A 22,822-nucleotide genomic window follows, 5' to 3' on the forward strand; every position below is an offset into this window, starting at 1 on the left:
AAAGTCCTATTTAATTTGTAAAATTTATGAGATTCTCGATTTATTAGAAAAGTTAGGAATATTGGAGAGCGTCTGAGGATTGCTATAGTACTTATGCCCTGCCATAGCCATAGCTAAAAATCCCCAAAGAATCATCCCTGATACGCTCAACATCCCGCTACCGATAACTAACTGTGAAGCGGCACTGATCCCAATGGCGCGGGCAGCACTGACAAAACTATCGAAACGACCTTCACCATAGCTGCTAACAGTAATAATCAAAAAGATTAATCCACCCATATAAAATATGCCTCCAAACCAACCAAGGGTGAAAAACATATCTAAAATGCCACTATCAATTACCACTACTTCAATTTGACCAGTTTTTTCGTTGACCTTCCAAATATTTCCTAAGCCATTACCTAGAGCATTAGAAAGGGCTAAACCGAGATTTCTATCGTAAGTTCCCGATCTATCTTTAAAGCTGCCATCTTCTTGAATATTAGAAAAAGTTTCAAAACGTGCTGCTACCACCCCAGCAATTGGTTCGATAGTTGTCAATGGCACAACACAAATAGCCATGACCACAATTATGGTAATTAAGCGCATTTGAATTTTGGCTCTGACTGAACCCATAATCATAATTATTCCAAATAACCAGCCTCCCCAATTAGTACGTGCTTGTGTTAATAGAAAAGATAAGTAACCAACAGCCGAAGCCGGAAAAATTAAGTTTCCTGAACCGGTAAATAACAACAGTAATCCAGCCTGCATAACAGAACCAAAGGGGCCGACTGAGTGTAATGTACTCCAGACGCGCATCCCAAAAGGTACAGGGTTTCCAGAACTCATGAATAATTTTGATTGTATGAGCCAGTACCTATCCCACTCAGGAGCAACCACAAATTGATATACGCCATAAGTTCCTAAAATCAACACACACCAGAGAAATGTTCGTTGAATGTTCTGGCGATAGCTGGGATAATCTCGCCAGTTGATAAATAAGTGAAAAGCGAAAATAACCGGACTGAGCCAATCCATCAATCCGCGTGCTACAGGGATAGGTGCGTTGTAAATTAGACCGATGAGAAAGCCATAGAAAACTCCAATAAAAGCCAAAACAAACGGCAAACCCCCTTGGCGAGAAGCGCGGGGAAAATGCCGCAAAAATGTTGCTATAGTTATAAACACCACTAAGTATGGTGCTATGAGCATTTGACGGCTAGCATCCCACCCTACCCGATAGTCAACTAAGCGAGTCGCTAAGGGTGTGAGAAACCAAATCCACCAGGTAAAGCCAATGTAGAGAATGGGATGCCGCAAGTATAAAAATAAGGCTACTACTAAAGCTGTCGCCGGGTAAATTAGGCGCAATCCGGCAGTAACACCACCAAAATAGCAAACTACAGTTAGTAATATAAAGCCTGCGATCGCCATCCAACCCTGTAGCGATCGCTCTTCGGGAGAATAGTTTTCTTGTAAAAAACTATTGAAAAGTATCTGTCTAGAATTCATTCAATTTTAGATGTACATATAAATAAATTTGGCAGCTTCCAATAAATTCAAATTTCCTTAATTTTGAATTTTGAATTTTGAATTTTGAATTCTTGATATCCCTGCCAACGCCCACGCCAGGATGCTAATAACTTTTTCCCCGCCAATTGCCCTTGGCTAGGTAAAAATCTCAGACATTGTACTAAGCCCAAACTATCGCATGTACCTACAAATACTGCCCAGAACAAAAATGCAATCCGGCGGATAAATGGTAAATGCTCTAGTAAAACTAAGGTTTCATTATGGACTAAGTTAATAAAGGCAATTTCATTAAAGTTATTTCGCTGGTCTTCGTCAAAACGTTGTGCTGGATAATGATCTACAGCAACGTTAGGATCGTAAATTATCTTCCAACCAGCCCGCTTTAATGCCAGGGTGAATGCCATTTCAAAGTGTACCTGCGCTCCAGTACCACGCATCCGTTCGTCAAAGCGCAGTTGTCCGATAGCTTGGGTACGAAAACTCATGTTCACGCCCTTGAGAATATCGACTTCGCGGGGTTCTCCCACTCCCAGGTGATGGTTGCCAATGACTCGCCCAAACCACTGCAACTGTCCCACTACTGGGCGGGATTCGTCTTCTAATTTGCTGCCGTGGTATATCCAATCACGCCCTCCCAGTCCGCCGAGGCGACTATCACAGGTAAAGTAAGCCGCAATCCGCTCTAACCAATCGGGGTGGGGTGCGGCATCATCATCAGTAATGGAAACAATATCGCCCTCCACTGCTGCCAGTCCGGCGTTGAGAGCTGCTACTACCCCCTGTTGTGTTACTTTCACGGTATGCAGTGGCAAATTGTGCGCTGTGTATTGCGCAAGAAATTGCCAAGTTTCTGCATCCGTATCGCGGACAACCACTATCACCTGATCGACTGGTTTAGTTTGCTCCTGTAGCGCCAAAAGGCAGCGTGAGAGGTCTTGTGGACGGCGATAAGTCGGTATAAGAACGGTGTTCCGCATTCTTTATTAACTCCTCGAATAAATCCACATAAGTTTGTGCCATAGTAGTCCAGCTATGTTGTTCTGCCACAGAACGAGCAGCTTGACTCATTTGCTGCATAAGCATATCTACACTAACCAAGGACATCATCGCCACAGCCAAAGCTTCGATATCATTTGAGTCGGTTAAGACGATGCCACATTCTGGTGTCACCAACTCTGCACCCCCGGTAGCTGTGGCAGTAATTACTGGTAGTCCTGAAGAAAGTGCTTCTAACAATACGAGGCTACAAGCTTCATATCGGGAAGGAAAAATAAATAAATCTACTGACCGCATAATTTCGGGGATATCACGGCGAAATCCGACAAAATGCACGCGATCGCTTAACCCCAAGGATGCTGCTAGTTCTGGGAAGGGACTACCTTCGATATGACCTACCACCGCCAGATGTAAATCGGGAACTTTCACCAAGGCGTGTAATACTGTATCTAAATTCTTTCTGGGTGTGCGGATATCTCCAGCGAACAGGGCTAGGGTGACATTCTCTGGTAAACCTAATTTTTGGCGCTCACTTTCACCAGGAGTAAACTCTTCTAAGTCAACGCCATTGACAATTACCCGAATCCGAGAACGCGGTACACCAATGTTGACTAATTCTTGGGCTACCTTTTCGGATACAGCCACAACAACCTGCGCTTTTTGGAAAGCTTGTTTTTCCCAACGGGCATTAAAAGCCGTAAACAGCCATTGGTAAAAACCATATAAATCGCGGCGATTGCGAGAAATATGAACAGGCGATCGCAACCATGAACTGTGGACAAAATGTACAGCATTTACATCAGCCGCAGCCAGATTAATTGCTCCATTGACTTTAACTAAATCAATGTCAGAGCGATGTTTACGCAACCAATCTGCACTTTTGTGGGCAAAGACGAAATTACGTAAAAATTCTGTAGGATAGCCTTTGACTGGAATTTTAATCCAATTAACTTGGTTATTGTCTTCTAGTTCTGGTGCAACTTCACTAGCTAATAATGTCAAGTGATGACCGCGACGTATTGCTTCCTTAGCAACCTCATAGTTTACCCGCCCCTGACCATCACCTTTTTTGATTTTATGAGTAACAATACAAAGTTTCATACACTATTTCCTTAAGGATAAAATCCTTGAATCACCCCTTCCCAAGCCTCCCCGATGTGTTGGGGAGGGGGCAAGATTTAAAGTTTCCCCCCTTTATAAGGGGGGATTAAGGGGGGTCTATTCAACTTATGCAAGAGGTCTCTTTAACAAATAAATTCCTCAACTCAGAGATATTGAGATATTATTTCGATATTCCTATTAACTTACTTGCTAAAAATTGCGGCGTAAAACTAAGACTAAGTGCTGCCATAGTTCGCACATTAAATTTTTGTTGATTCAGCGCCTGCCAAAAATAAGGACGTGCTGCGGCTATCTGTTCGCTTCGTAGCAAACCAATTCCCAAAGTAGTATTAGCTTCTAACCATTTCTGTTGAAAATGAGTTCTAAATTCCTGTAACCGAGGATCTTCCATAAATACTTGATAGCAAAACATTTCGCTTTTCGCTTTGCGAATTTTTGCTTGTACATCTCGACTACCACTGAGCATAGTATCAGTTTGTTCATGGGCGCGATATCGCGTCAATCTTTCTGGACAATAGTAAGCGCCATAACCAGATATACAGAATAGATAGGTTAAATATAAATCCCACATCCCAGCAACTTCTGAGGGAATACTATACCAATCCACCAAATTATTGCGAATCACGCAAGATGCAGCAGTAGGTATACTTTTATCTACTAACCCAATTTTGGAAAAAGGTTGATAAATTCCTTTTGCTAGTTTGTCTCGCTTGTAAGCGCGTGTATTTTCTTCGGTACCAGCATAATTAATTATGCCATTAGCATCTATAATATATTGGTCACAAAAAGCGAGAATTAAATCAGAATTTGCTTCTAGTGGTGGTACAAGCTTTGCTAAAAAGTCTTCATTCCAAATATCATCGTCATGGAGACTAGCAACATATTTACCTTGTGCCATATTGAAACCATACTGCTGATTAGCTAGCATCCCCACATTTTGCGGATGCTGCCAAAATTTGATGCGTGAATCACCAAAAGATGCGACAATTGCTTGGGGATTTTCTGAACTGCAATTATCAGAAATAATAATTTCAATATTTTGATAAGTTTGTTTTATTGCACTTGCGATCGCTTGCTTGAGATAGTCTGGTCGATTATAGGTGGGGATAACAACGCTGACTAAAGGTTGTTGACATTCTTGATGTAATGACATATTTTTCTCACTTTATATTTTCTAAGTAAAAGATGCAATAATTGATGTTTTTAGTAAATTCAGCTTATTTAGCTGGAGAGATACTATATACTTTGTTGGCTGGGGAAGAGAATTCAGCTATTGTTTTTGCATAAATTGTTCGGAGATTATTTACATGAGCAGCCATTGTAAATTCCTTCATCAATAGAGTATGACCTTGCTCACCCATGTATCGGCTTTTTTGATAATCTCTATACAATTCATTAATAGCATCAGCCAGCTTTTGGATATTATTGCCTGGAACAAGAATACCCGTTTCTCCATCTCGTAAATGTTCTGGAATCCCTCCGACTGCACTACCAATTACAGGTCGACAACGAGAGTATGCTTCCAGAGTTACAAGACCAGCAGGTTCAGGCCAAACACTGGGAAAGATGACTGCAAAACACTGTTGATAAAGTTTATCTAATTTATCCGAATTGCACCAACCATGCCAAGTGATTCGCTGATTCAATCCGAGTGTGCTTGCTAACTTTTCTAATCGTGGTCGTTCCCAACCTTCACCGGCAATATCAAGTTGAATTTTCGGGTCTGTATGTATTAAGGTTTTCAGTAACCATTCCAGACCTTTATCAGAAACAATTCGTCCAGCAAACAAAATTCGATGATTTTGATGTACTTCCAAGCTTAGGGGTGAACTTGCTGTTTCTGGTATAGAGATTCCACAGTGTAGCGTTATAGTTTGTTCTGGGGATACACCGTTTTGAATTAACTCTTGCCGCACATATTCGCTATTCGCAATGAAAGTAATTTTTAGCCTTTTCAAGACATCTAAAAACTGATGAGTTGTTTGAAGTTCTCTAAGAGTTCTTAAAGGTCTACGGCTACCACATTTATTTACTAATTTACCCCAGGTACATCCTAAGTAAGAGAAGTTGCGATCGCAGATTGTCCGTTGCTCTGCTAAATACTTTGTGCCACTAGGACAGTAGAATGAGTGATTATGAACGCTGAAGATAGCAGGACATTCGCCTGTAAGCTGCAATAGCAAATCTGGACTGTGGATGTGCAGCAGTTTGAACTGTCTTTGATCGATATTTTTAAGTGATTTTATCACGCGATCGCTAACATCAGGTGGTCGATGTTCAAACAGAGAAGCTAAATAAGTTTCAACACCTCCGCTCCCACCGACACCAAAGCTTGAGCATTGATAAATTAGGTCTTTGTCAAAGATTTCCTGGGACATATTTTCTATGATTTTTAAGTATATAGGGCTAATTCTAATAACTTATTTATAGAGGTAATAAATGGTTAAAATCCTATTTAGGACTTACGCACAGGTAACGGAAAACGAACCACAGAGGGCGCAGAGATCACCGAGAAATGAGAGTTTGAGAGGGTTTTTGCGTAAGTCCTATTATTGTTCTACGATTTTGCAAAATTACTGATACATATTTAGGGGTTTACGGCTGTAGAGATATACAGCCGATTAATATGTTGTAAGTCTTTTGGTAATTGGATGTTGTTTTTAATCTGGCTGCCTTAATTCATACTGCATTTGATGATATTTCCAAAGCTTACCTTTTAGTTCCAATAGTTCTTGATACTTACCTTGCTCTACTATCCGTCCCTGTTCTAAAACTACAACTTTATCTGCTTTAGAAATAGTAGAAAGACGGTGAGCGATCGCAATTACTGTTTTGCCTACAGATAGCTTTTCTAACGAATCTTGAATTAAGCGCTCAGATAGCGAATCTAAAGCGCTAGTTGCTTCATCCAAAATCAAGATTTCTGGGTTCCGCAGTAAAGCTCGTGCAATAGCAATTCGCTGTCTTTGTCCTCCAGATAATCTAACACCCCGATCTCCTAATTGAGTATCAAAACCTTCGGGCATTTCTAAAATAAATTCTAGTGCATTCGCTAGTTTAGCGGCTTCTTGAATTTTCTCATTCGTCGCCTCTGGAGTGCCGTAAGAAATATTCTGCCAAACATTAGTATTGAAGATGAAGGTATCCTGACTGACGACAGCTATTTTGCGACGAAGAGAGTTAATTTCAAACTGCTGGATATCCATTTCATCAATGTAAATATATCCATCTGTAGCATTATAAAATCGGGGAATTAAATCAGCAAGGGTTGTTTTACCTGCGCCAGACGATCCGACTAACGCTGTCATTTTTCCCTTTTCAATCGTCAGGGTAATATTATGCAGTACTAGATTTTCATCATCATAGCCAAAATCCACAGATACTAAATCTATTGACCTGTTTAATCCTTTAAACTGAACTCTGCCATTTTGAAAGTAATATTTTTCATCACTTTTTAACAGATTTTTAATATTATCTGCTGAACCATGTAAAGTGCTAAGATATGCTCTCGTGCCATTAATATCTTGAACAAATGGAATAAAGCGAAATAGTACAAAGAAAAAGGTTAGTAAAGAAGCAACTTGTAGCGTTCCATTAGTGACAAGACTAGTGAATGCCAAAATAATCATTCCGATCAATACCGTAGTTGCTACACCTTCGGCAATTGGCTTCACAAGTGTCCAGGTAAATACAACCTTTGTTGTACTACTTATTACTTTATCGCTAGCTTTATAGTAACGCTGACGCTCAAATTCTTGAGTACCACAGGAATGAACAGTACGAATGCCATTAATAAATTCTATGGCTGTTGATGTAAAATTAGCATTAGCAGTTGTCATACCAAAACTCGATTCTCTGACTCTGGCATTCAGGTTTGATAACCCTACACCTAAAAGTGTAAATAGTAATGCTGAGATGATCGTCAATTGCCATGAGATCAAAAACATTGATATTAAGTAGACAAAGGTTGTGAGTCCTCTAGTTACTAAAAAAGCTCCGCCACTAAAACCTTGTCTGATCCTTTCAATCTCAGTGGTAATTGTGTTAATTAGTTCGCCAGAACGAGTTTGACTAAAGTAACTTAGGGATAAGGATTGTAATTGTTCAAAAATTTGCTTGCGTAAGCGATCGGCAAGATGTAGTTGAGATAATTCAGTATAAACTTGAGAAAAATAATTAAAGGTGGCACGTAACCAAGTACTCAATAGAATAAGCAAAGATACACGATATAAACGATTAATTGCTGAGGTCTTGGCTCCCAAAATCCAAAGATCAAACCATTCTATTCCTGTTTGGACAGGTTGAGCGTTGGGGCTAGTTAAGCTTTGCAAGAAGGAAAGTAAAAAACCAATACTTACACCTTCAAAGGTTGCCGCCAAAATTGAGAAAAACAGAGCTAAAATTGCAATTTCACGAAAGTGTTTAAATTCTCGCAATATCAAATAATTGTCCTGCCAAAAGCTGCTAGCTTTAAGCAGATTACTGAGTGGTTGAGGAAGCTGTAAATTCATGAATTTTATCATAATAGTTTGGCAAGGTAGATAGACCTCTATAGATTAATACAGTTCAGATAAGCCTAAAACCCTAATGTAGAGATGCAATTTATCGCGTCTGGAAAATCAATTATCTAGAACCGGATTACTCTATAGATAGATGCTACATAAACAATTTTTGTTTGAGCCTCAGTGCGGTAGATGAAATCATCAATTACCGCACAGATAAATTACAGAGTTTGGCTATCCAGATGTAACAGGTGAGACTGTGCCTCTACTTCCCAGGAAGCTGTAATTTCTGGTAATTTATTTAGCTGTACTGCATCTTTCAAAGTCCAACAACGAGATCCGGTTAAACTCATGTCACCCCGTAGGACGTTAAATAACTGTGGCAGATTGTCGAGATTGTATTTACCCATCCAACGCTCTAGCGGTGTGTTATTCTTGGCGCAAAAGCTCATCGCTTGAAAGAGTTTACCCCGTTCCCCAACACGCCATTCATGACAAAAAAGAGGCCCTGGCGAGTAAACCTGCATTAATACAATCAATCCCAACATGACTGGACTTACTAATAGCAGCAATACGAAAGCAGCAATCCAATCAATTACTCGCTGCAATTGTCTGAAGGGTTGGTTAGGAAGTTTTTTGCCAGCGGGTATGCTTAGGAATATTGGTTTTTGAGCTGCTTCACACGCATCTGCCCAAAATTTGAGCAAAGTCTCACCCAATTTTGGATCTATGCTGACCAAACTTACTGGAGAATGTTGTAAGCATTCTACTAGCGATCGCTTATTATCTAATGAAGCCAGATATGGTTGTTTCACTCCTCCAAGCGGCTTCACCAACAGCTTACCCCGTCGCCACTGGAGTGTGCAGTAGCCACGATTATCTTGGTGTGACTGGGTTACATCATATAAATTCTCTAGAGTTGGAATTATTGAAGTTGTCATAATGTCTTTGGGTTTATACAGGAGTGAATTACTGAGGCGTTATCAAAGGCTATTAATGCCAAAGACCCAAATCCGAATCTTGTTGTAAGTCCAAAAAGTTGGAGAGAATTGAGGGCAAAAATATGCTATAGTATTTGCCACTTAGCCAAGCACATATCGCGCAGAATTCTGCTGGTGTAGAGATGTACAAATTAGACAGATACTAATTACATAGGTAGCAATCACCGCTACTATTAACATTCATGGGCAAATCTTGATTTTCCGGAAACTACTGACAGTAGAGAAGTGTAGAGGGAAATTACCCATGAATCTATATCTACGTTTAATTACGCTAAGGTGTTCATTGTCTCGATAGATTTGAAAAACCAGTCTGCTCTTGTTTTCTAGCCTTTATGAAGGTGCTTTAATCTCTAGAATATAAGACTCTGTAGAAATAGCGATCGCTCAAATAACTTCTTTATTTATTCTTTAAAGAGTCAGTGATTTCTCTGAAAACTCATAAAGATAGCATAAATATACTGAATTCTTCCCGATCGCAACAAAATTCAATTTGGTTCATTCAAAACGTAGAGGCAATTCATGAATCATTGCTGTCAATTTAAGCTAAAAGCCAGTCTAAAACCAGCTTTTAGCAGATTGCCTCGTTCCCAGTCTCAGACTGGGAATGCTCGTCCTTGAGGCTCCGCCTCTTTTACTCACGGCAGCAGCCCAATGAACAGCATTTCTAGCCTCTAGCTAAAAACGAGAAAAAATCCAAAACGCAAAATCCCCGACTTCTCTAAGAAGTCGGGGATTTATCATCTAGCCGTACTAGCTACTTTTCTACAGCTTGACGTAGAGCCAATTGCTGTTGTTTGATATTGGGTACGTAATTGCTACTAGAGTTTGATACCCCATTAGCTACAACCCCAATCAGATTTAACTTACTCAGCATAGCTGTCGCTTGATTAAGCTGACTTCGCGTCACAATACCAATGCTTGCCACCATAATCACACTACGACAAGATGATGCGGTAAGCATCGCATCCACCAAGCCGAGAACTGGGGGCGCATCTATCAGAACCAAATCATAGTTTTCCTCAAATGCTGCCATTAATTGCATCATCCGCGGGGAACTCAACAGATTAGCTGGGTCGGCAGGTTTGGGACCAGCAGTCAAAATATCGATGTAGGCGGAGCCTGAGTATTGAAGACTAATTTGGTTGGGTAGAGTTGTATCACTCGCCAATAAAGTTGAAAGTCCCTGCTCATTAGGAAGATTCAGTTGATGGTGTAAACTGGGATCGCGTAAGTTGGCATCAATCAGCAGTACTCTTTTATGCAAACGAGCAGCACTCATTGCCAAACCCAACGCCAAAGCTGATTTACCCTCATCGGCTAAAGCTGAGGTAATCATCAAAGATTTTAAATTAGTAACAGTATTTAAAAGTTCGATGTTTTTGTAAATCAGATCCAGCGATTCCCAACGCGGTGGAGATTGCAATACCTGAATCGTCCAGGGGGCGAGAACTTCTGGCTTGCCAAAAGGCAACTTGATCATTGATTCTCTGGGTTTAGCTGGCGGTAACTTGGGAGTTGTCCCCAACAACGGCATAGCCATTTGCTTCTCTAACTCAGCAGTAGTATGAACTGCATCATCAGCCGATTCGCGAATAAAGGCAGCAATTCCTCCTAACATTAAGCCAACCACAGCACCTAACAGCAAATTCTGTTGGAGATTGGGGCCTAATTGTGCGCCTTTTTGGGGATCTTCTACCACTTCCCAATTAAATCCACCCTTGGAAAGTTCTTGCCGTAATTGTTGTTCTGCTCTTAAAAGCTGCTCTAATCTTTCACGACTAAATTGCAACTGCGGTAGCATCCGATTGTAATAAGCCAACAGAGGCGGGAAGCGTTTGATTTCCAAACGTAGCTCGTTTTCTTTCTGAGCCAAAGTTTGATCGCGAGCAGTTAAAGCAACTATAGTTGTCTGCGTTTCTACTAACTGACCGGCAAGGCTGAGATCGATTTGTCCCAGCTGTCCTTTTTCGAGAAGAGAGTCTCCAGAAGTGAATGCACCAGCAGATTTTCCGCCTAAAGTTCTTCCTACTTCTTGTTGCAATAATTCCTTCTGGCCCTGAAGCTGTTCTTTCAGCTTTTGCACACTCGGAGTTTGATCTGTAAAGCGTAAGCGTTCTTGTGCTAGTGCCAATTCGCTTTTTTGGATTTCGTTTAGTAAGCCTTGATAGCGAGTAGACTGACTCAAACGAGAAGCAACTAGAGCATTTTGGGGAGAACGGTTAAGTTGTTCTTCTAAAGATTTTTGGCGTGCTAAAGCTTCCCCATACTGAGCGCGAGTTGTCTGTCTTTCTTGGGAAAGATTGTTCAAAGCTGTTTCAATCGCTTTGGCTTGTGACTCTGGATCGATTAAGTTCTGATTTCTGCGAAACCTTTGTAAATTTGTCTCAGATGCGTTTACTTCTTCACTAGCTTTACTTAACTGTTCCCTGATGATTTGCAGACCTTTTTGTAAACGCGAACTTTGTTGTTGTTTGTTATATTCTAGATAAACTTGTCGAATTGCATCCAGAACTTTTTGGGTCTTTTCAGGATCGCCAGCGGTATATTCAACTTGAAAGATTTTAGTAGCGACATTATCTTCTTTGCTCCTGATTTGAGTTAAGACCAAAGAAGCTTTAATTTCAGCTGAAGTTATATCTGGATAATTAGACTGAAGTTTATCAACTGCTTTCTGGATGAGTCCCGAACCTTGCATCAAGTTAAGCTGAGTGGCAGTATCTATAACCACGTTAGAGTCAGTAAACTGATTGTCTACCCCCGCACCACCTTCCGTTTTACCTTGATAGTTAGGTTCTACTAGCAGTTGCATAGAACTTTTATAAGTAGGCTTCGTTTTTACAGTTACTATGCTGGCAATAGCAATAGAACTAATTAATACTGCTAAGAACCAAGGAAATCTCCGCACAAATACGGCAAACATTTGCCCGTAACTTGGTTCACTTTCAGAAGCTGGAGCTAGATGAGGATTTAGACTAGTTTGAACCACTTTTATATCCTTGTCTTCAAGACTTACGCTAAGAGATTCTCCGAAGAATACCTATTTTTTTACGAACCGCCAATGAGGAGAGAGCAAATAAATAGGTAATCTGATAGTGGAAAGAGATTCAGAAATCAAATGAATAATTGCTGCACGCCACAAGCTTGATTGATAATTTGCTCAACCTTGCCAAAGAATGCATTTTCTGAAAAATTTGCTACTGCATGATTACGGATGCGATCGTAATCCCAAGAAATGGCGTTGGCTTCTAGTAATGCAACTTGTAGAGATTCGGGTGTTTGTCTTTTGAAAAAGACTCCTGTTTCACCTGGAATTTGAGTATCTAATACTCCACCCGCTCCATAAGCGATGACTGGTGTGCCGCTTGCATTAGCCTCTACTGGAACTAACCCGTAATCTTCTAAGGCTGCGACAATAATAGACTTGGCTTTGGAAAACAAGTCTTTGCGGGTTCTATCACTTACGTGTCCCAAGAACACAATATTTTGTAATGCTTTGGATTTTAACCGTGCTAGTTCTGGCCCGTCACCAGATATTAATAGCCGCCACCCCAACCAATTAAAAGCTTCGACTATTATATCAAGTCGCTTATAACTGATCATCCGGGCGGAGGCCAGATAATATTCATCTTTTATATCTGAAAAAACAAATTTACTAGTATCAATTGGATAGTTCACCATCATTGCCTTTTTGCCATAAATCTTTTCAATCCGGCGGGCAACAACACTAGAATTAGCAATGTAAAGGTCAGGCTCCTGTGCATATTTCAGGTCTACCTTTCTCATGACTTGAAATACTTGTTCGATTAAAGGAGCAAAATATCTATAGTCCCCGTACTCTCTTAAATAAGTTGCTGTATCCCATAAGAAACGGGTAACGTTATGGCAAAAACAAATGTGGTGGGCATTGGGATTTTTTTGCACTGCTTTGGCGAAGCTGGTGCTACTACTAATAATTAAATCGTAGTCTTGCAGATCCAAGGCACGAAAGGCAGGAAAATATAAAGGAGCCATCGATCTAAAATATTTTGCTGCACCAGGAATCTTTTGCAAGAAGGTTGTATTAACTATGCGATCGCCTAGATCGATAGTTTTTTGGGGATCGTACAAAGATGTGAAAATATCTGCTTCGGGATAGCGCTTACAAAGCAGTTCAAACACACGCTCTGCCCCACCTCGCTGGGTTAAATAATCATGGACGAGAGCAATTTTCATGAAATTTGACCTAAAGTTTCGATCGGGTTTGTTGAAACGCTCCCCAGCAAGTTACTATCAACAACTTTAGTGTCCCGCAGTATAGCTTTCTATCCTCTTGATGAAATTCTGGCGACAAATACGTTAGTAGGGGTCTCGGAGATCCCCCCAACCCCCCTTAAAAAGGGGGGCTTTTTCTTCTTTTTACCCCCTTTTTAAGGGGGTCGCCGCAGGCGGGGGGATCTTATCCGAAACGTATTACGGGCGTACAGCTATACGCCCCTACAGCCAATTCATTTGTGGCAAATGTTTTGAGAACCGATATTATCCAACTGCTACTAAGATTTTTTCTGGAGCGAAATAGGCATTTTGCTCAGTTCGTAGTTGGTCGCAGAGTCTGCCTTCAGGTAATTCTATATCCTCATAAGTGAGGACTTGATCTTTAGAAATATCTCGTTTGAGGCGGCACCCTTCAGCTAAACCCATTGGTAGAAGATTTTGCTGTTGGACGATATCGGAATTTTCACATTGTCCGTAGGTCATGTAGTAGCCAATGCCATCTAAGGTTTCTCCTGCTTTCAGGTCGATTTTGGCGGTGGTGACAACATCTACTAGCGGGCCTGCTAGTGGAGACATAACGGCATCACCAAATAAAACAGCACGCGCTACGGACAAGGGAACTTCAAAATGACAGAGGTGATAAGGAGTATAGAAGCTGTAAAGTGGGCCTTCGCCTAATTTATATAAGTTGAGATAGTGGCGTTGCTTGGGGTCGTCGTGAGTGGCAAATACATATACGCCTGGGCCTGGCTTGGCTCCAACTACATAATCGACAATACCGCCTAGTTCTTTGAGTTGTTCAACATCATATAACTGGGTCATTTCATCGACATGACCGCTGAAGTCATATCCCAACATTCCCCGTTTGGCGACTTTCATGCCTGTGGCATTGGCAACGATCGCTTGCTCGAAGGAAATTTTGCTTCCGTCGGCGAAGCTAGCCACCATGTGGGGCTTTTGACCCCAACGTTTAGCAAATTCTTCCTGGGTGGTGGGATTGCGATAGGGGTCTTGGAGTCCTTTAATGTTACCGCACAATAAGGGAGTTAAACCAATGCTTTTTACAAAGCGATAAAGGTTCATTTGTACCCCTGGCTGATCGCCATCACAAGCGCTGAGAATCACGCCTGCTTTGTCGGCATACATTTTCAGGATGGGGCCAATGGTGCCGTCGAGTTCGGCATTCATCATGATCACATGTTTGCGGTGGGCGATCGCTTCCATAACGATCTGAGCGCCAAATTCCACTGCACCCGTGACTTCGATTAATGCATCGATGCCTTCAGCCCGACACAGTAATTTAGCGTCTTCTGTGACTGCATACTTACCGTTAGCGATCGCATCTTCTAATTCGCTGACAGTTGCAACAACTTGAATATCTTCAATTCCTGCTTCCGAATAAGCTTGTTTAGCTGCACTAATCTGGCGATTAGAGATAGCAACTAACTCCATTCCTGGCACTGAATTGGCAATTTGGTTGGCAATTCCTCTACCCATAAAACCAGCACCGATCATTCCCACCTTGATAGGATTTCCTGCTGCTGCACGGGCTTGTAAGGCGCGATCGATAATAATCATGAACTAAACTCCTTTTTAGAACTGTTTGTTGTGTTACAAATTCTCGATAATTTTGCACTTAATAATTTTTTACAGCTAGATATTAAGTACATTTTCATGGAAATTATCATGAATGATAGCTACTAACTAGTTATTTGCTAGATGTTATAATAGCAGTCTGTTTTTCTTGGCTATGATTTTTGATAATTTGCTCCACAGCATTTCTGTAGGCTTGGGCAAACTTTTCTTTGGTATGATTTGCTCTTGCATATTCCCATACCGATCTTCAGCAGGTAAATTGGTAATACTTGTGACTTTCGCATTATTGTGTATTACCTCATGCAGAGGAGCCAGTGTGTTGTGTGGAAAACACCTGGCACAGAGAAATAGTCTATACGCCAACAGTCATCATTCTCAACAAGGGCCAATTTAAATCTTTCTCGGAGATTTCAGTCACATCTAGAGGCCAATCAATGTTAAAGAATGGATCGTCATAGCGTAAACCTCTTTCATATCCTGGGGTGTAAAATTCACCCACTTGATATACAACTTCAGTCTCATCGGTGAGCGCTTGATAGCCATGAGCAAACATTTCTGGAACATATAAAGCACGGCGATTTTCTGGGGTTAGCTCTACACCAATATGTGATAAAAAGCTAGGAGATTCAGGACGCATATCAATAATTACGTCGTAGATTGCGCCTTTCGTACAGCGAATTAATTTTGTTTCTGCTGCTGGCAGAACTTGATAGTGCATTCCCCGGATAGTACCTTTTTTGTAATTAAAAGACAGGTTACATTGGGCAACTGTTGGCTTTAATCCGTGTGCTTCAAATTCTTGAGCGCAGAAAGACCGAGCGAAAAAACCACGGTGGTCTGGCTTTTCTTCTAAATCAATGATGAATGCGTCTTTGAGTGCAGTTTGAGTAAAGAGCATGAATGAATAACCTCGATAGGAATATTGACGACAACAAAACTTGGCAAATTTAAAAACTTAACTTGTTATAAATTTCATCAAGAATAGTCTTGAGCAGATTTTTCTATTAACAAGTAGTTTGCTTTAATTGAACTATATGGCGCTATTACTGACTGATTCAGTTAACTTTGGTTGAGGAAAAGTATTGTCTCGATATTGAGTACAAACTTCTGGGCGGTCGGGAGAAGTAGAAGTATAGCAGGAGAATAGAGTTAGCCTATCTTCTGTGCGTGATGTACCGTGATGCATGGCTTTTTTGGGATCGACAATAATGACTGTTCCTGCTAATCCTGTACAAGATTTCCAAGCTTCTTTCGGGATAATTTCATTTAGTTCTTCATCGGTGATGCCTAAATGACCAGATTGCCAAAGCTTGTAGTAAGTACGGTAATAGTTTAATCTAAATAAAGAGGTTAAAGAGGCTGGTATATATTCAAATGGCCCGTGCTTTTCTTCAACATCATTTAAGTAAATAATGATTTTGATCATGCGGCGGTCTTCTGCATCTTTATGCCATAGTTGTGTACCAAACTGACTTTTATTAGGAAAATCCTTGCGGAGATGTACACCATGAAAAATGATTGGCAGACCAATGTAGTTTTCAATGATATTTAGAAGCCTTTTTTCGCTTCCCCAAGTAGCAAATTCAGGTAAATATGTAACTGTGTAAACTTGGGGAAATTTTTCATGTGAATCGTCATAATTGCCAGATTCCATTTGGGATGAATAACCATAAGCTGCCTTGAGCAATTCTGCTGTTGAATCGAATCCCAATTCAGCAAGTGTGGTAATATGAATACCATCACATTTAAGGTCATCAAGAATTTTGCCATCGCTTGCTTCTAGTGTAGGCAAATTAGCAGTGTGTTTCAAAAGTGCTAATCTGTAAACTAATTCAGATCCCAATGAAGATATTTTGCGTTTAATCTTGATCAGCATTGCATGACTACCTTTAGTACACTATCGGCTATTTTCGACTTGCTGCCTTAGCTCTGCTCTGGGATAAGTATCATCCCAGTATTGGGTGCAGAGTTCTGGCTTTTCAGGAGGATTGGCGGTGTAACAAAAGAATAGTGTTGAGCGTTCTTCTGTGCGGACTGTGCCATGATGCAAAGTATTTTTCGGATCTGCAATCAAGACAGTACCTGCTGGGCCTGGGCAGGATTTCCAAGCTGATTTGGAGATGACTGTTTTCACTTCTTCATCATCGATGCCCCTATAACCTGACTTCCAAAGTTTGTAATAGAGCCGAATATAGTTCCAACTAAATAAAGAAGTTAAAGAGCGGGGAATGTATTCAAAAGGCCCATTTTTTTCTTCGACATCATTCAAGTAAACAAAGATTTTGATAATGCGACGGTCTTCGGAATCGCCATGCCATAGTAGTGTGCCAAACTGATGTTTGCTAGGGAAATCTTTACGTAAATGTACACCGTGAAAAGCAATAGGAAGACCAATATAGTTTTCGATGAGATTGAGAAGCCTTTTCTCCATTGCCCAGGCATAAAACTCTGGTAAACCTGTAACTGTGGAAATTTGTGGCAATTTTTCGTCTAGATGGTCGTTGTTGGGATTTTCCATCTGAGACAATTGCTGGTAAGCAGCTTTGAGCAGTTCGGAGCTAGAGTTGAAGCCTAAATCTGCCAGTGTTGTGACATAAACACCGTCTTTTTTGAGAGCCTTGAGGATATTGCGATCGCGCCCTTCCAATGCTGGCAGATTTCTGCTATGCTTCCAACGAGCTACATAATATTCAAAGTCAGAAGATAGCGTAGATATTTTGCGTTTAATTAGATTAAACATGTGGTAAACTCCTTCTAATTTTAATGTAAATTTATCAGTAATTTAGTAGCTTATGGCTTATAGCTCCGTATTTCTTGAGCAGGTATTTCACTTGATTCTGCTAAACTAAATTCTTTAGAAATCATCACGTCAAAAGCACATAAACCGACTAAAGCTAAAAATGGGACTACTATCTTAATGGCGGACATAGGCCATCTTCTTAAAGCACCTAAGAAAACTTTCAAGTTTACTTCTTTACCGTTTTGCAAAAGCATCCGCCGACAAAACTGCTTAGAATATCCACTCTCTTCCAATTTCAAAATTACTTCAGGTATGTGTTTGTATTGCATTAACAGTGCAGATTTTGGTTCTTTCTGCCAATAACTCACACCCACAACACATTCCAAATAAGTCTCTTTCGTGACAATTACACGACCATTAGAGGCACAATACCCGGCTAAATATGCTAAAGATATCCAGTTATTCTCAGCATCTTGCCAATTTTGTAGAGCGCGTTTCACTAAATCAGTACGGTAGATTGTTGCAGTCAGAAAAATAACTGCACCGACACTTTTTGAGAAACAATGCTCAAATATAGCTTTACCATCACCATTACCATCTTCACTATCTATATCAAACCAGCGATTACCAACAATTGTTGGTGGATGAACTGGTTCACCAGTAATTTGGTTCCGACCAGAAAAGTTGAGAAACAATAATGATAAATCTTCATATTGCTTAAGTTTGCTAATCACATAAGCAATTGCTCTATCTTGAATTGGGTCATCATCACCAATCGTCCAAACATATTTTGTTGTAGTAGAATTTAGGCAATACATAATATTTTTGACAACGCCTAAATTCTGAGGATTTTTATTTGATTTAAATGGGATATTGCTAAGGATTATTTGCCATTTTTTGATCGTATCCTGAGTATTGTCTGTTGAACAATTATCAGAAACTAAAATTTCACAATCATCTTCAAAACCTTTGATAGCTTGAGCTACCCATGCTAACTGTTTATCCAGTAATTCAGCACGATTATAAGTCGGTATAGCAATGGTCAGTAATTTCTGCATGGTAAAAATAGTAGTTAATAAATTGATATATGAATGGTTACAGGTTCGTCTCTAGCTGTTTTGGTGGAAAAAGAATTGCCCAAGCTGATATGCTTAACAAACGTAGGTAAGGAATAAATATCTTGATTGTCAAGAAAGGCCAACGTTTTAAAGCACCTAATAAGATTTTTAAGTCAGTTTTTTGATGGAAATTCTGCCAAATCATTTCCTGACAAAATTTATGAGGATATCCTACCTTTAATAGTTTTATATAAACTTCAGGTATGTACGCATATCGCATTTTAAAGTTCCATGTTGGGTCGAGATCCAAAAGACTAGCGCCCATAGTACATTCTAAATAAGTGTCTTTAGTGACGATGACACTCCCATGAGCAGCACAAAATGCAGTCCAATATGCTTGAGATGCCCAATTACTAGTAGCAGACGGCCATTTTTGTAAAGCGCGTTGCACTAGATTTGTGCGATAAATTGCTGCTGATATAAAAAGTACACCACCAAAATTTTCATTCAGATAACTTTGAAATACAGTTTTACCATCAACTCTTAATTCGTCGTTATCACTATTCAACCAGCGTTCGACAACAAGTTGATCTGTTTGTTTTTGACGACCAGAGAAGTTTAAAAACATTAGTGCTAAATCTGAATGTTTTTTTAGTGTTGTTAACACATAATCTAGGGTTCTCTCTTGAATTGGATCGTCATCACCAATTGTCCAAACATATTTACTAGTTGGGGCTTTTAAGCAACAAGCAATATTACCCATTACCCCAATATTTTCACTATTTATATTTGCTCTAAATGTTACATTACCAAGAATTATCTGCCACTTTTTAATAACTTCTTGAGTATTATCTGTAGAACAATTATCAGAAATAAAGATTTCACAGTCAGACTCAAACCCTTTAATAGATTTGGCTAACCAAATAAGTTGTTTATCTAAAATCTGGGCACGATTGAATGTAGGAATTGCGATAGTCAGCAATTTATTCATATAGCGATTGATTTACCTTCTGCTTTAGCCTTAAAGAGAAAATTTAATAGATTATACTTTGTTTATTTAGCTGTTGCTCAAAATGTAGCGATTTAATCCAGTAGCAATTTATTTAGCTTTCAGATGGCTAACTCGTTTCCTAATGCTGAGAGGAAAGCCATAAAATTTAATTCACTGATTGCAAATAATTTGATGGATGGAATAAGCCCGAATCAACGCTATTTGATTCGGAAGCTTAGATTCTTTGTCCGTTGCGGCTAGGCAACTTTAGCTATTTTTTATTCCAGAAAAAATCTTTGTCAATTTGTTCTGTGCGAATTAGATACTCTAGCTGTTTTAAGCGAGTAAATCCTCTAAACAAGAAAGTATCTTCAGCCATGTGTATTTGACTAAATAAATCAAATAGCTGCTGGGCACCAAGTCGGGCATTCCAATCACATTTAAATCCGGGTAGGATTGTGTTGATTTTCTCGAAGGATACGCGATAGCTGCGGTTATCTGCGCCGTTGTCACCAAAGGACAATTTACAATCTGGGAAAACATCAGCAATAATTTCCGCGATTTCTTTAACGCGATAGTTATTTGCTGTATCTCCCACGTTGAAGATTTGGTTATGTACAATGTCGCGTGGTGCTTCTAAGGTGCAAACTATTGCTTTGCAAATATCCAATGCGTGAACTAATGGTCGCCAAGGTGTACCATCACTAATCATTTTGATTTCTTTGCTAGTCCATGCCAACCCTGCTAAGTTGTTTAAAACAATATCAAAACGCATTCTGGGAGAAGCACCAAAGGCTGTAGCATTCCGCATAAAGGTGGGAGAGAAGTCATCGTCAGCGAGTGGTCTGACATCTCTTTCTACGAGAGTTTTACATTCTGCGTAGGCTGTTTGGGGATTAACTGGGGATTCTTCTGTGACATCACCTGCGGTTGCAACACCGTAGACACTGCACGAAGACATATATACGAAGCGACGCACACCCATAGCCTTAGCCAGGCTAGCTAGACGAACTGAACCTACATGATTAATTTCGTAGGTAATATTTGGTGCCAATTGTCCGGCTGGGTCGTTGGAGAGTTCCGCCATGTGAACTATGGCTTCAATACCTTCCAAATCATCAGGGGTGATGTTGCGGATATCTTTATTCAGAGTTTTGGGTGTGACTCCACTAGGGTTGTACAGCCAACCAACTTTATAGAAGCCGGTATCTAGACCAATAACTTCATGTCCTCGTTCAATTAACAGAGGCGGTAATAACGAACCTAGATAGCCTTCTGTTCCAGTTACTAATATTTTCATTGTGGTTAATTCCTTTGTATTGTGTTGATGAGTTAAATTCTTCGTTTAGCATGGACGCACAGATGTACGCCCTAGAGTGTGTTGCATCTAGAAGGAAACCGCTATATTTTTCGTTTGTATGCAATAACTTGACCTCTCTCCAAACCTCTCTACTTTTAGGAGAGAGGCTTTGAATCTTACCCCTTTTCTTGAGGTTGGAGGTCATTGGACTCAACCTAGAAGCGCTATATATAAAGTCATTACATAGTTTGCCGACTAACCCATTGGGTAGAAGCACTCTATAGCGGTTCTGAATTGATGCACCACACTTTTTTGTTTGTTGTAGGATGGATATCTTACTCGTCCCTTATATTTCGAGGCAGGCAAAGAAAGATGCCCACCATACAAGATTCATCCCTTACGTCAGCAGTCCCGGAAATAACAACTATGATATCTATGCAGTGACTACACTCTCTAGATGCGAAAGTTGGGGAATTTCTGCCACAAGCGCTTTGCCGATTTCTAGAGAAGATGTAGCAGCAGGAGAAGGAGCATTGCAAACATGAATGGAGTTTTGACCAGAAACAATCAAAAAGTCGTCTACAAGCTTGCCATCGTTCATTAAGGCTTGAGCGCGAACTCCTGCATGGGTGGGAACTAAATCTTCTGCTTGGACTTCAGGAATTAGTTTTTGCAAACTTCTGGTAAAGGCTGCTTTGCTAAAAGAACGAATGATTTCTTGAATGCCTTCATCAGCGTGTTTAGCTGCTAACTTCCAGAAACCGGGATAGGTGATGACTTCCAGAAAATCTCGTAAGTCAAAGTCGGTTTTTTTGTAGCCTTCGCGTTTGAGGGATAAAACTGCGTTTGGCCCTGCATGGACGCTACCATCAATCATCCGGGTAAAGTGGACACCCAGGAAGGGGAAATCTGGATTGGGAACTGGGTAGATTAGTGTTTTGACTAGATAGCGTTTTTCTGGGGTGAGTTCGTAGTATTCTCCCCGGAATGGGACAATTTTGGCTTGGGGTTCAACTTGCCCTAGTTTGGCGGTGCGATCGCTATGCAATCCAGTACAATTAATTACAAAGCAGGTTTCAAAGTTACCTTTGTTTGTTTGCAATACCTGATTTTTACCACTTGGAGAGATTTTCAGGACTTTTGTATTCAGGTGTAAATCTCCACCCTGCTGTTGAATTAGCTGGGCATATTTCAAACAAACTTGCTTGTAATTAACAATACCAGTTGAAGATACCCGAATTCCACCTACACATCTTACGTGAGGTTCAATTTCCTTCACTTCTTCGGGGCTGATTCTCTGGACTTCTATGCCATTGTCTAAGCCGCGTTTGTAGAGATTTTCTAAGCGTGGTAGTTCTTGTTCTTCAGTCGCAACAATTACTTTACCACAAACTTCATGGTCAATTCCATGCTCTTGGCAGAATTCTACCATTGAACGAGAACCATCACGACAAAATTTAGCTTTGAAACTCCCTGGCTTGTAGTAAATACCAGAATGAATTACCCCGCTATTATTGCCAGTTTGGTGAAATGCCCATTGACTCTCTTTTTCTAGTACTAAAATCCGGGCATTAGGATAGCGTTTTCCTAAAGCCAACGCTGTCGAGAGTCCAACTATTCCCCCACCTATAATCGCAAAATCATACATTAGTATTATCGCACTTCAAATTACAGTAAATCTATAAAGTCATTGGGCATGGGGCATTGGGCATTGGGCATTGGTTATTAATTATTCTCCTCTGCTCCCCCT

17 protein-coding genes are annotated in these 22,822 nt (G+C 40.3%); all 17 read right to left on the bottom strand.

What is annotated here, in order from left to right:
- Positions 1–24 precede the first annotated feature (24 nt).
- Positions 25–1,494 (bottom strand): O-antigen ligase domain-containing protein, encoded by a 1,470-nt coding sequence (locus HWQ43_RS25210; RefSeq protein WP_292738752.1) that lies wholly within the window; start codon positions 1,492–1,494, stop codon positions 25–27.
- 47 nt (positions 1,495–1,541) lie between these two features.
- Positions 1,542–2,492, bottom strand: coding sequence for a glycosyltransferase family 2 protein (locus HWQ43_RS25215; protein WP_292738754.1), 951 nt, complete (start codon positions 2,490–2,492; stop codon positions 1,542–1,544).
- Entirely contained in the window at positions 2,410–3,612 is a 1,203-nt protein-coding gene (locus tag HWQ43_RS25220; protein ID WP_292738756.1) for a glycosyltransferase family 4 protein, read from the bottom strand. Before HWQ43_RS25220 ends, HWQ43_RS25215 begins: the two co-directional genes overlap by 83 nt.
- Before the next feature lie 181 nt (positions 3,613–3,793).
- The gene (locus tag HWQ43_RS25225; RefSeq protein WP_292738758.1) at positions 3,794–4,786 is read right to left on the bottom strand and encodes a glycosyltransferase family 2 protein; all 993 of its coding nucleotides are present in this window, start codon (positions 4,784–4,786) and stop codon (positions 3,794–3,796) included.
- Positions 4,787–4,850: 64 nt separating this feature from the next.
- Entirely contained in the window at positions 4,851–6,011 is a 1,161-nt protein-coding gene (locus HWQ43_RS25230; RefSeq protein ID WP_292738760.1) for a glycosyltransferase family 4 protein, read from the bottom strand.
- Positions 6,012–6,293: 282 nt separating this feature from the next.
- Positions 6,294–8,144, bottom strand: coding sequence for a heterocyst formation ABC transporter subunit HepA (hepA, locus tag HWQ43_RS25235; RefSeq protein WP_292738762.1), 1,851 nt, complete (start codon positions 8,142–8,144; stop codon positions 6,294–6,296).
- A 212-nt stretch (positions 8,145–8,356) separates the two neighbouring features.
- Positions 8,357–9,076 carry a heterocyst development glycosyltransferase HepC gene (gene hepC / locus HWQ43_RS25240; RefSeq protein ID WP_292738764.1) on the bottom strand — a complete coding sequence of 240 codons (720 nt, stop codon included), beginning with the start codon at positions 9,074–9,076 and terminating at the stop codon, positions 8,357–8,359.
- An 814-nt stretch (positions 9,077–9,890) separates the two neighbouring features.
- Positions 9,891–12,122 (bottom strand): polysaccharide biosynthesis tyrosine autokinase, encoded by a 2,232-nt coding sequence (locus HWQ43_RS25245; RefSeq protein WP_292738766.1) that lies wholly within the window; start codon positions 12,120–12,122, stop codon positions 9,891–9,893.
- Positions 12,123–12,247: 125 nt separating this feature from the next.
- Complete coding sequence (locus HWQ43_RS25250; protein WP_292738768.1) at positions 12,248–13,348, bottom strand: glycosyltransferase; 1,101 nt, start codon at positions 13,346–13,348, stop codon at positions 12,248–12,250.
- A gap of 303 nt (positions 13,349–13,651) precedes the next feature.
- Entirely contained in the window at positions 13,652–14,965 is a 1,314-nt protein-coding gene (locus HWQ43_RS25255) for a Gfo/Idh/MocA family oxidoreductase (RefSeq protein ID WP_292738770.1), read from the bottom strand.
- Between the two features lie 370 nt (positions 14,966–15,335).
- Positions 15,336–15,881 (bottom strand): dTDP-4-dehydrorhamnose 3,5-epimerase, encoded by a 546-nt coding sequence (rfbC, locus tag HWQ43_RS25260; protein ID WP_094351590.1) that lies wholly within the window; start codon positions 15,879–15,881, stop codon positions 15,336–15,338.
- A gap of 132 nt (positions 15,882–16,013) precedes the next feature.
- A complete protein-coding gene (locus HWQ43_RS25265) occupies positions 16,014–16,859 on the bottom strand; it encodes a phytanoyl-CoA dioxygenase (protein WP_292738772.1) in 846 nt (281 codons plus the stop codon).
- 21 nt (positions 16,860–16,880) lie between these two features.
- Positions 16,881–17,723, bottom strand: a complete 843-nt coding sequence (locus tag HWQ43_RS25270; RefSeq protein WP_292738774.1) for a phytanoyl-CoA dioxygenase — start codon at positions 17,721–17,723, stop codon at positions 16,881–16,883.
- Between the two features lie 50 nt (positions 17,724–17,773).
- On the bottom strand, positions 17,774–18,781 hold the full coding sequence (locus HWQ43_RS25275; protein ID WP_292738776.1) for a glycosyltransferase: 1,008 nt from the start codon (positions 18,779–18,781) through the stop codon (positions 17,774–17,776).
- A 37-nt stretch (positions 18,782–18,818) separates the two neighbouring features.
- Positions 18,819–19,772 carry a glycosyltransferase family 2 protein gene (locus tag HWQ43_RS25280; protein ID WP_292738778.1) on the bottom strand — a complete coding sequence of 318 codons (954 nt, stop codon included), beginning with the start codon at positions 19,770–19,772 and terminating at the stop codon, positions 18,819–18,821.
- Positions 19,773–20,043: 271 nt separating this feature from the next.
- On the bottom strand, positions 20,044–21,072 hold the full coding sequence (locus tag HWQ43_RS25285; protein WP_292738779.1) for an NAD(P)-dependent oxidoreductase: 1,029 nt from the start codon (positions 21,070–21,072) through the stop codon (positions 20,044–20,046).
- Positions 21,073–21,505: 433 nt separating this feature from the next.
- Positions 21,506–22,720 (bottom strand): L-2-hydroxyglutarate oxidase, encoded by a 1,215-nt coding sequence (gene lhgO, locus HWQ43_RS25290; RefSeq protein WP_292738781.1) that lies wholly within the window; start codon positions 22,718–22,720, stop codon positions 21,506–21,508.
- Positions 22,721–22,822: the final 102 nt, after the last annotated feature.

The organism is Nostoc sp. JL31 (genome assembly GCF_017114965.1).
Taxonomy (GTDB): domain Bacteria; phylum Cyanobacteriota; class Cyanobacteriia; order Cyanobacteriales; family Nostocaceae; genus Nostoc; species Nostoc punctiforme_A.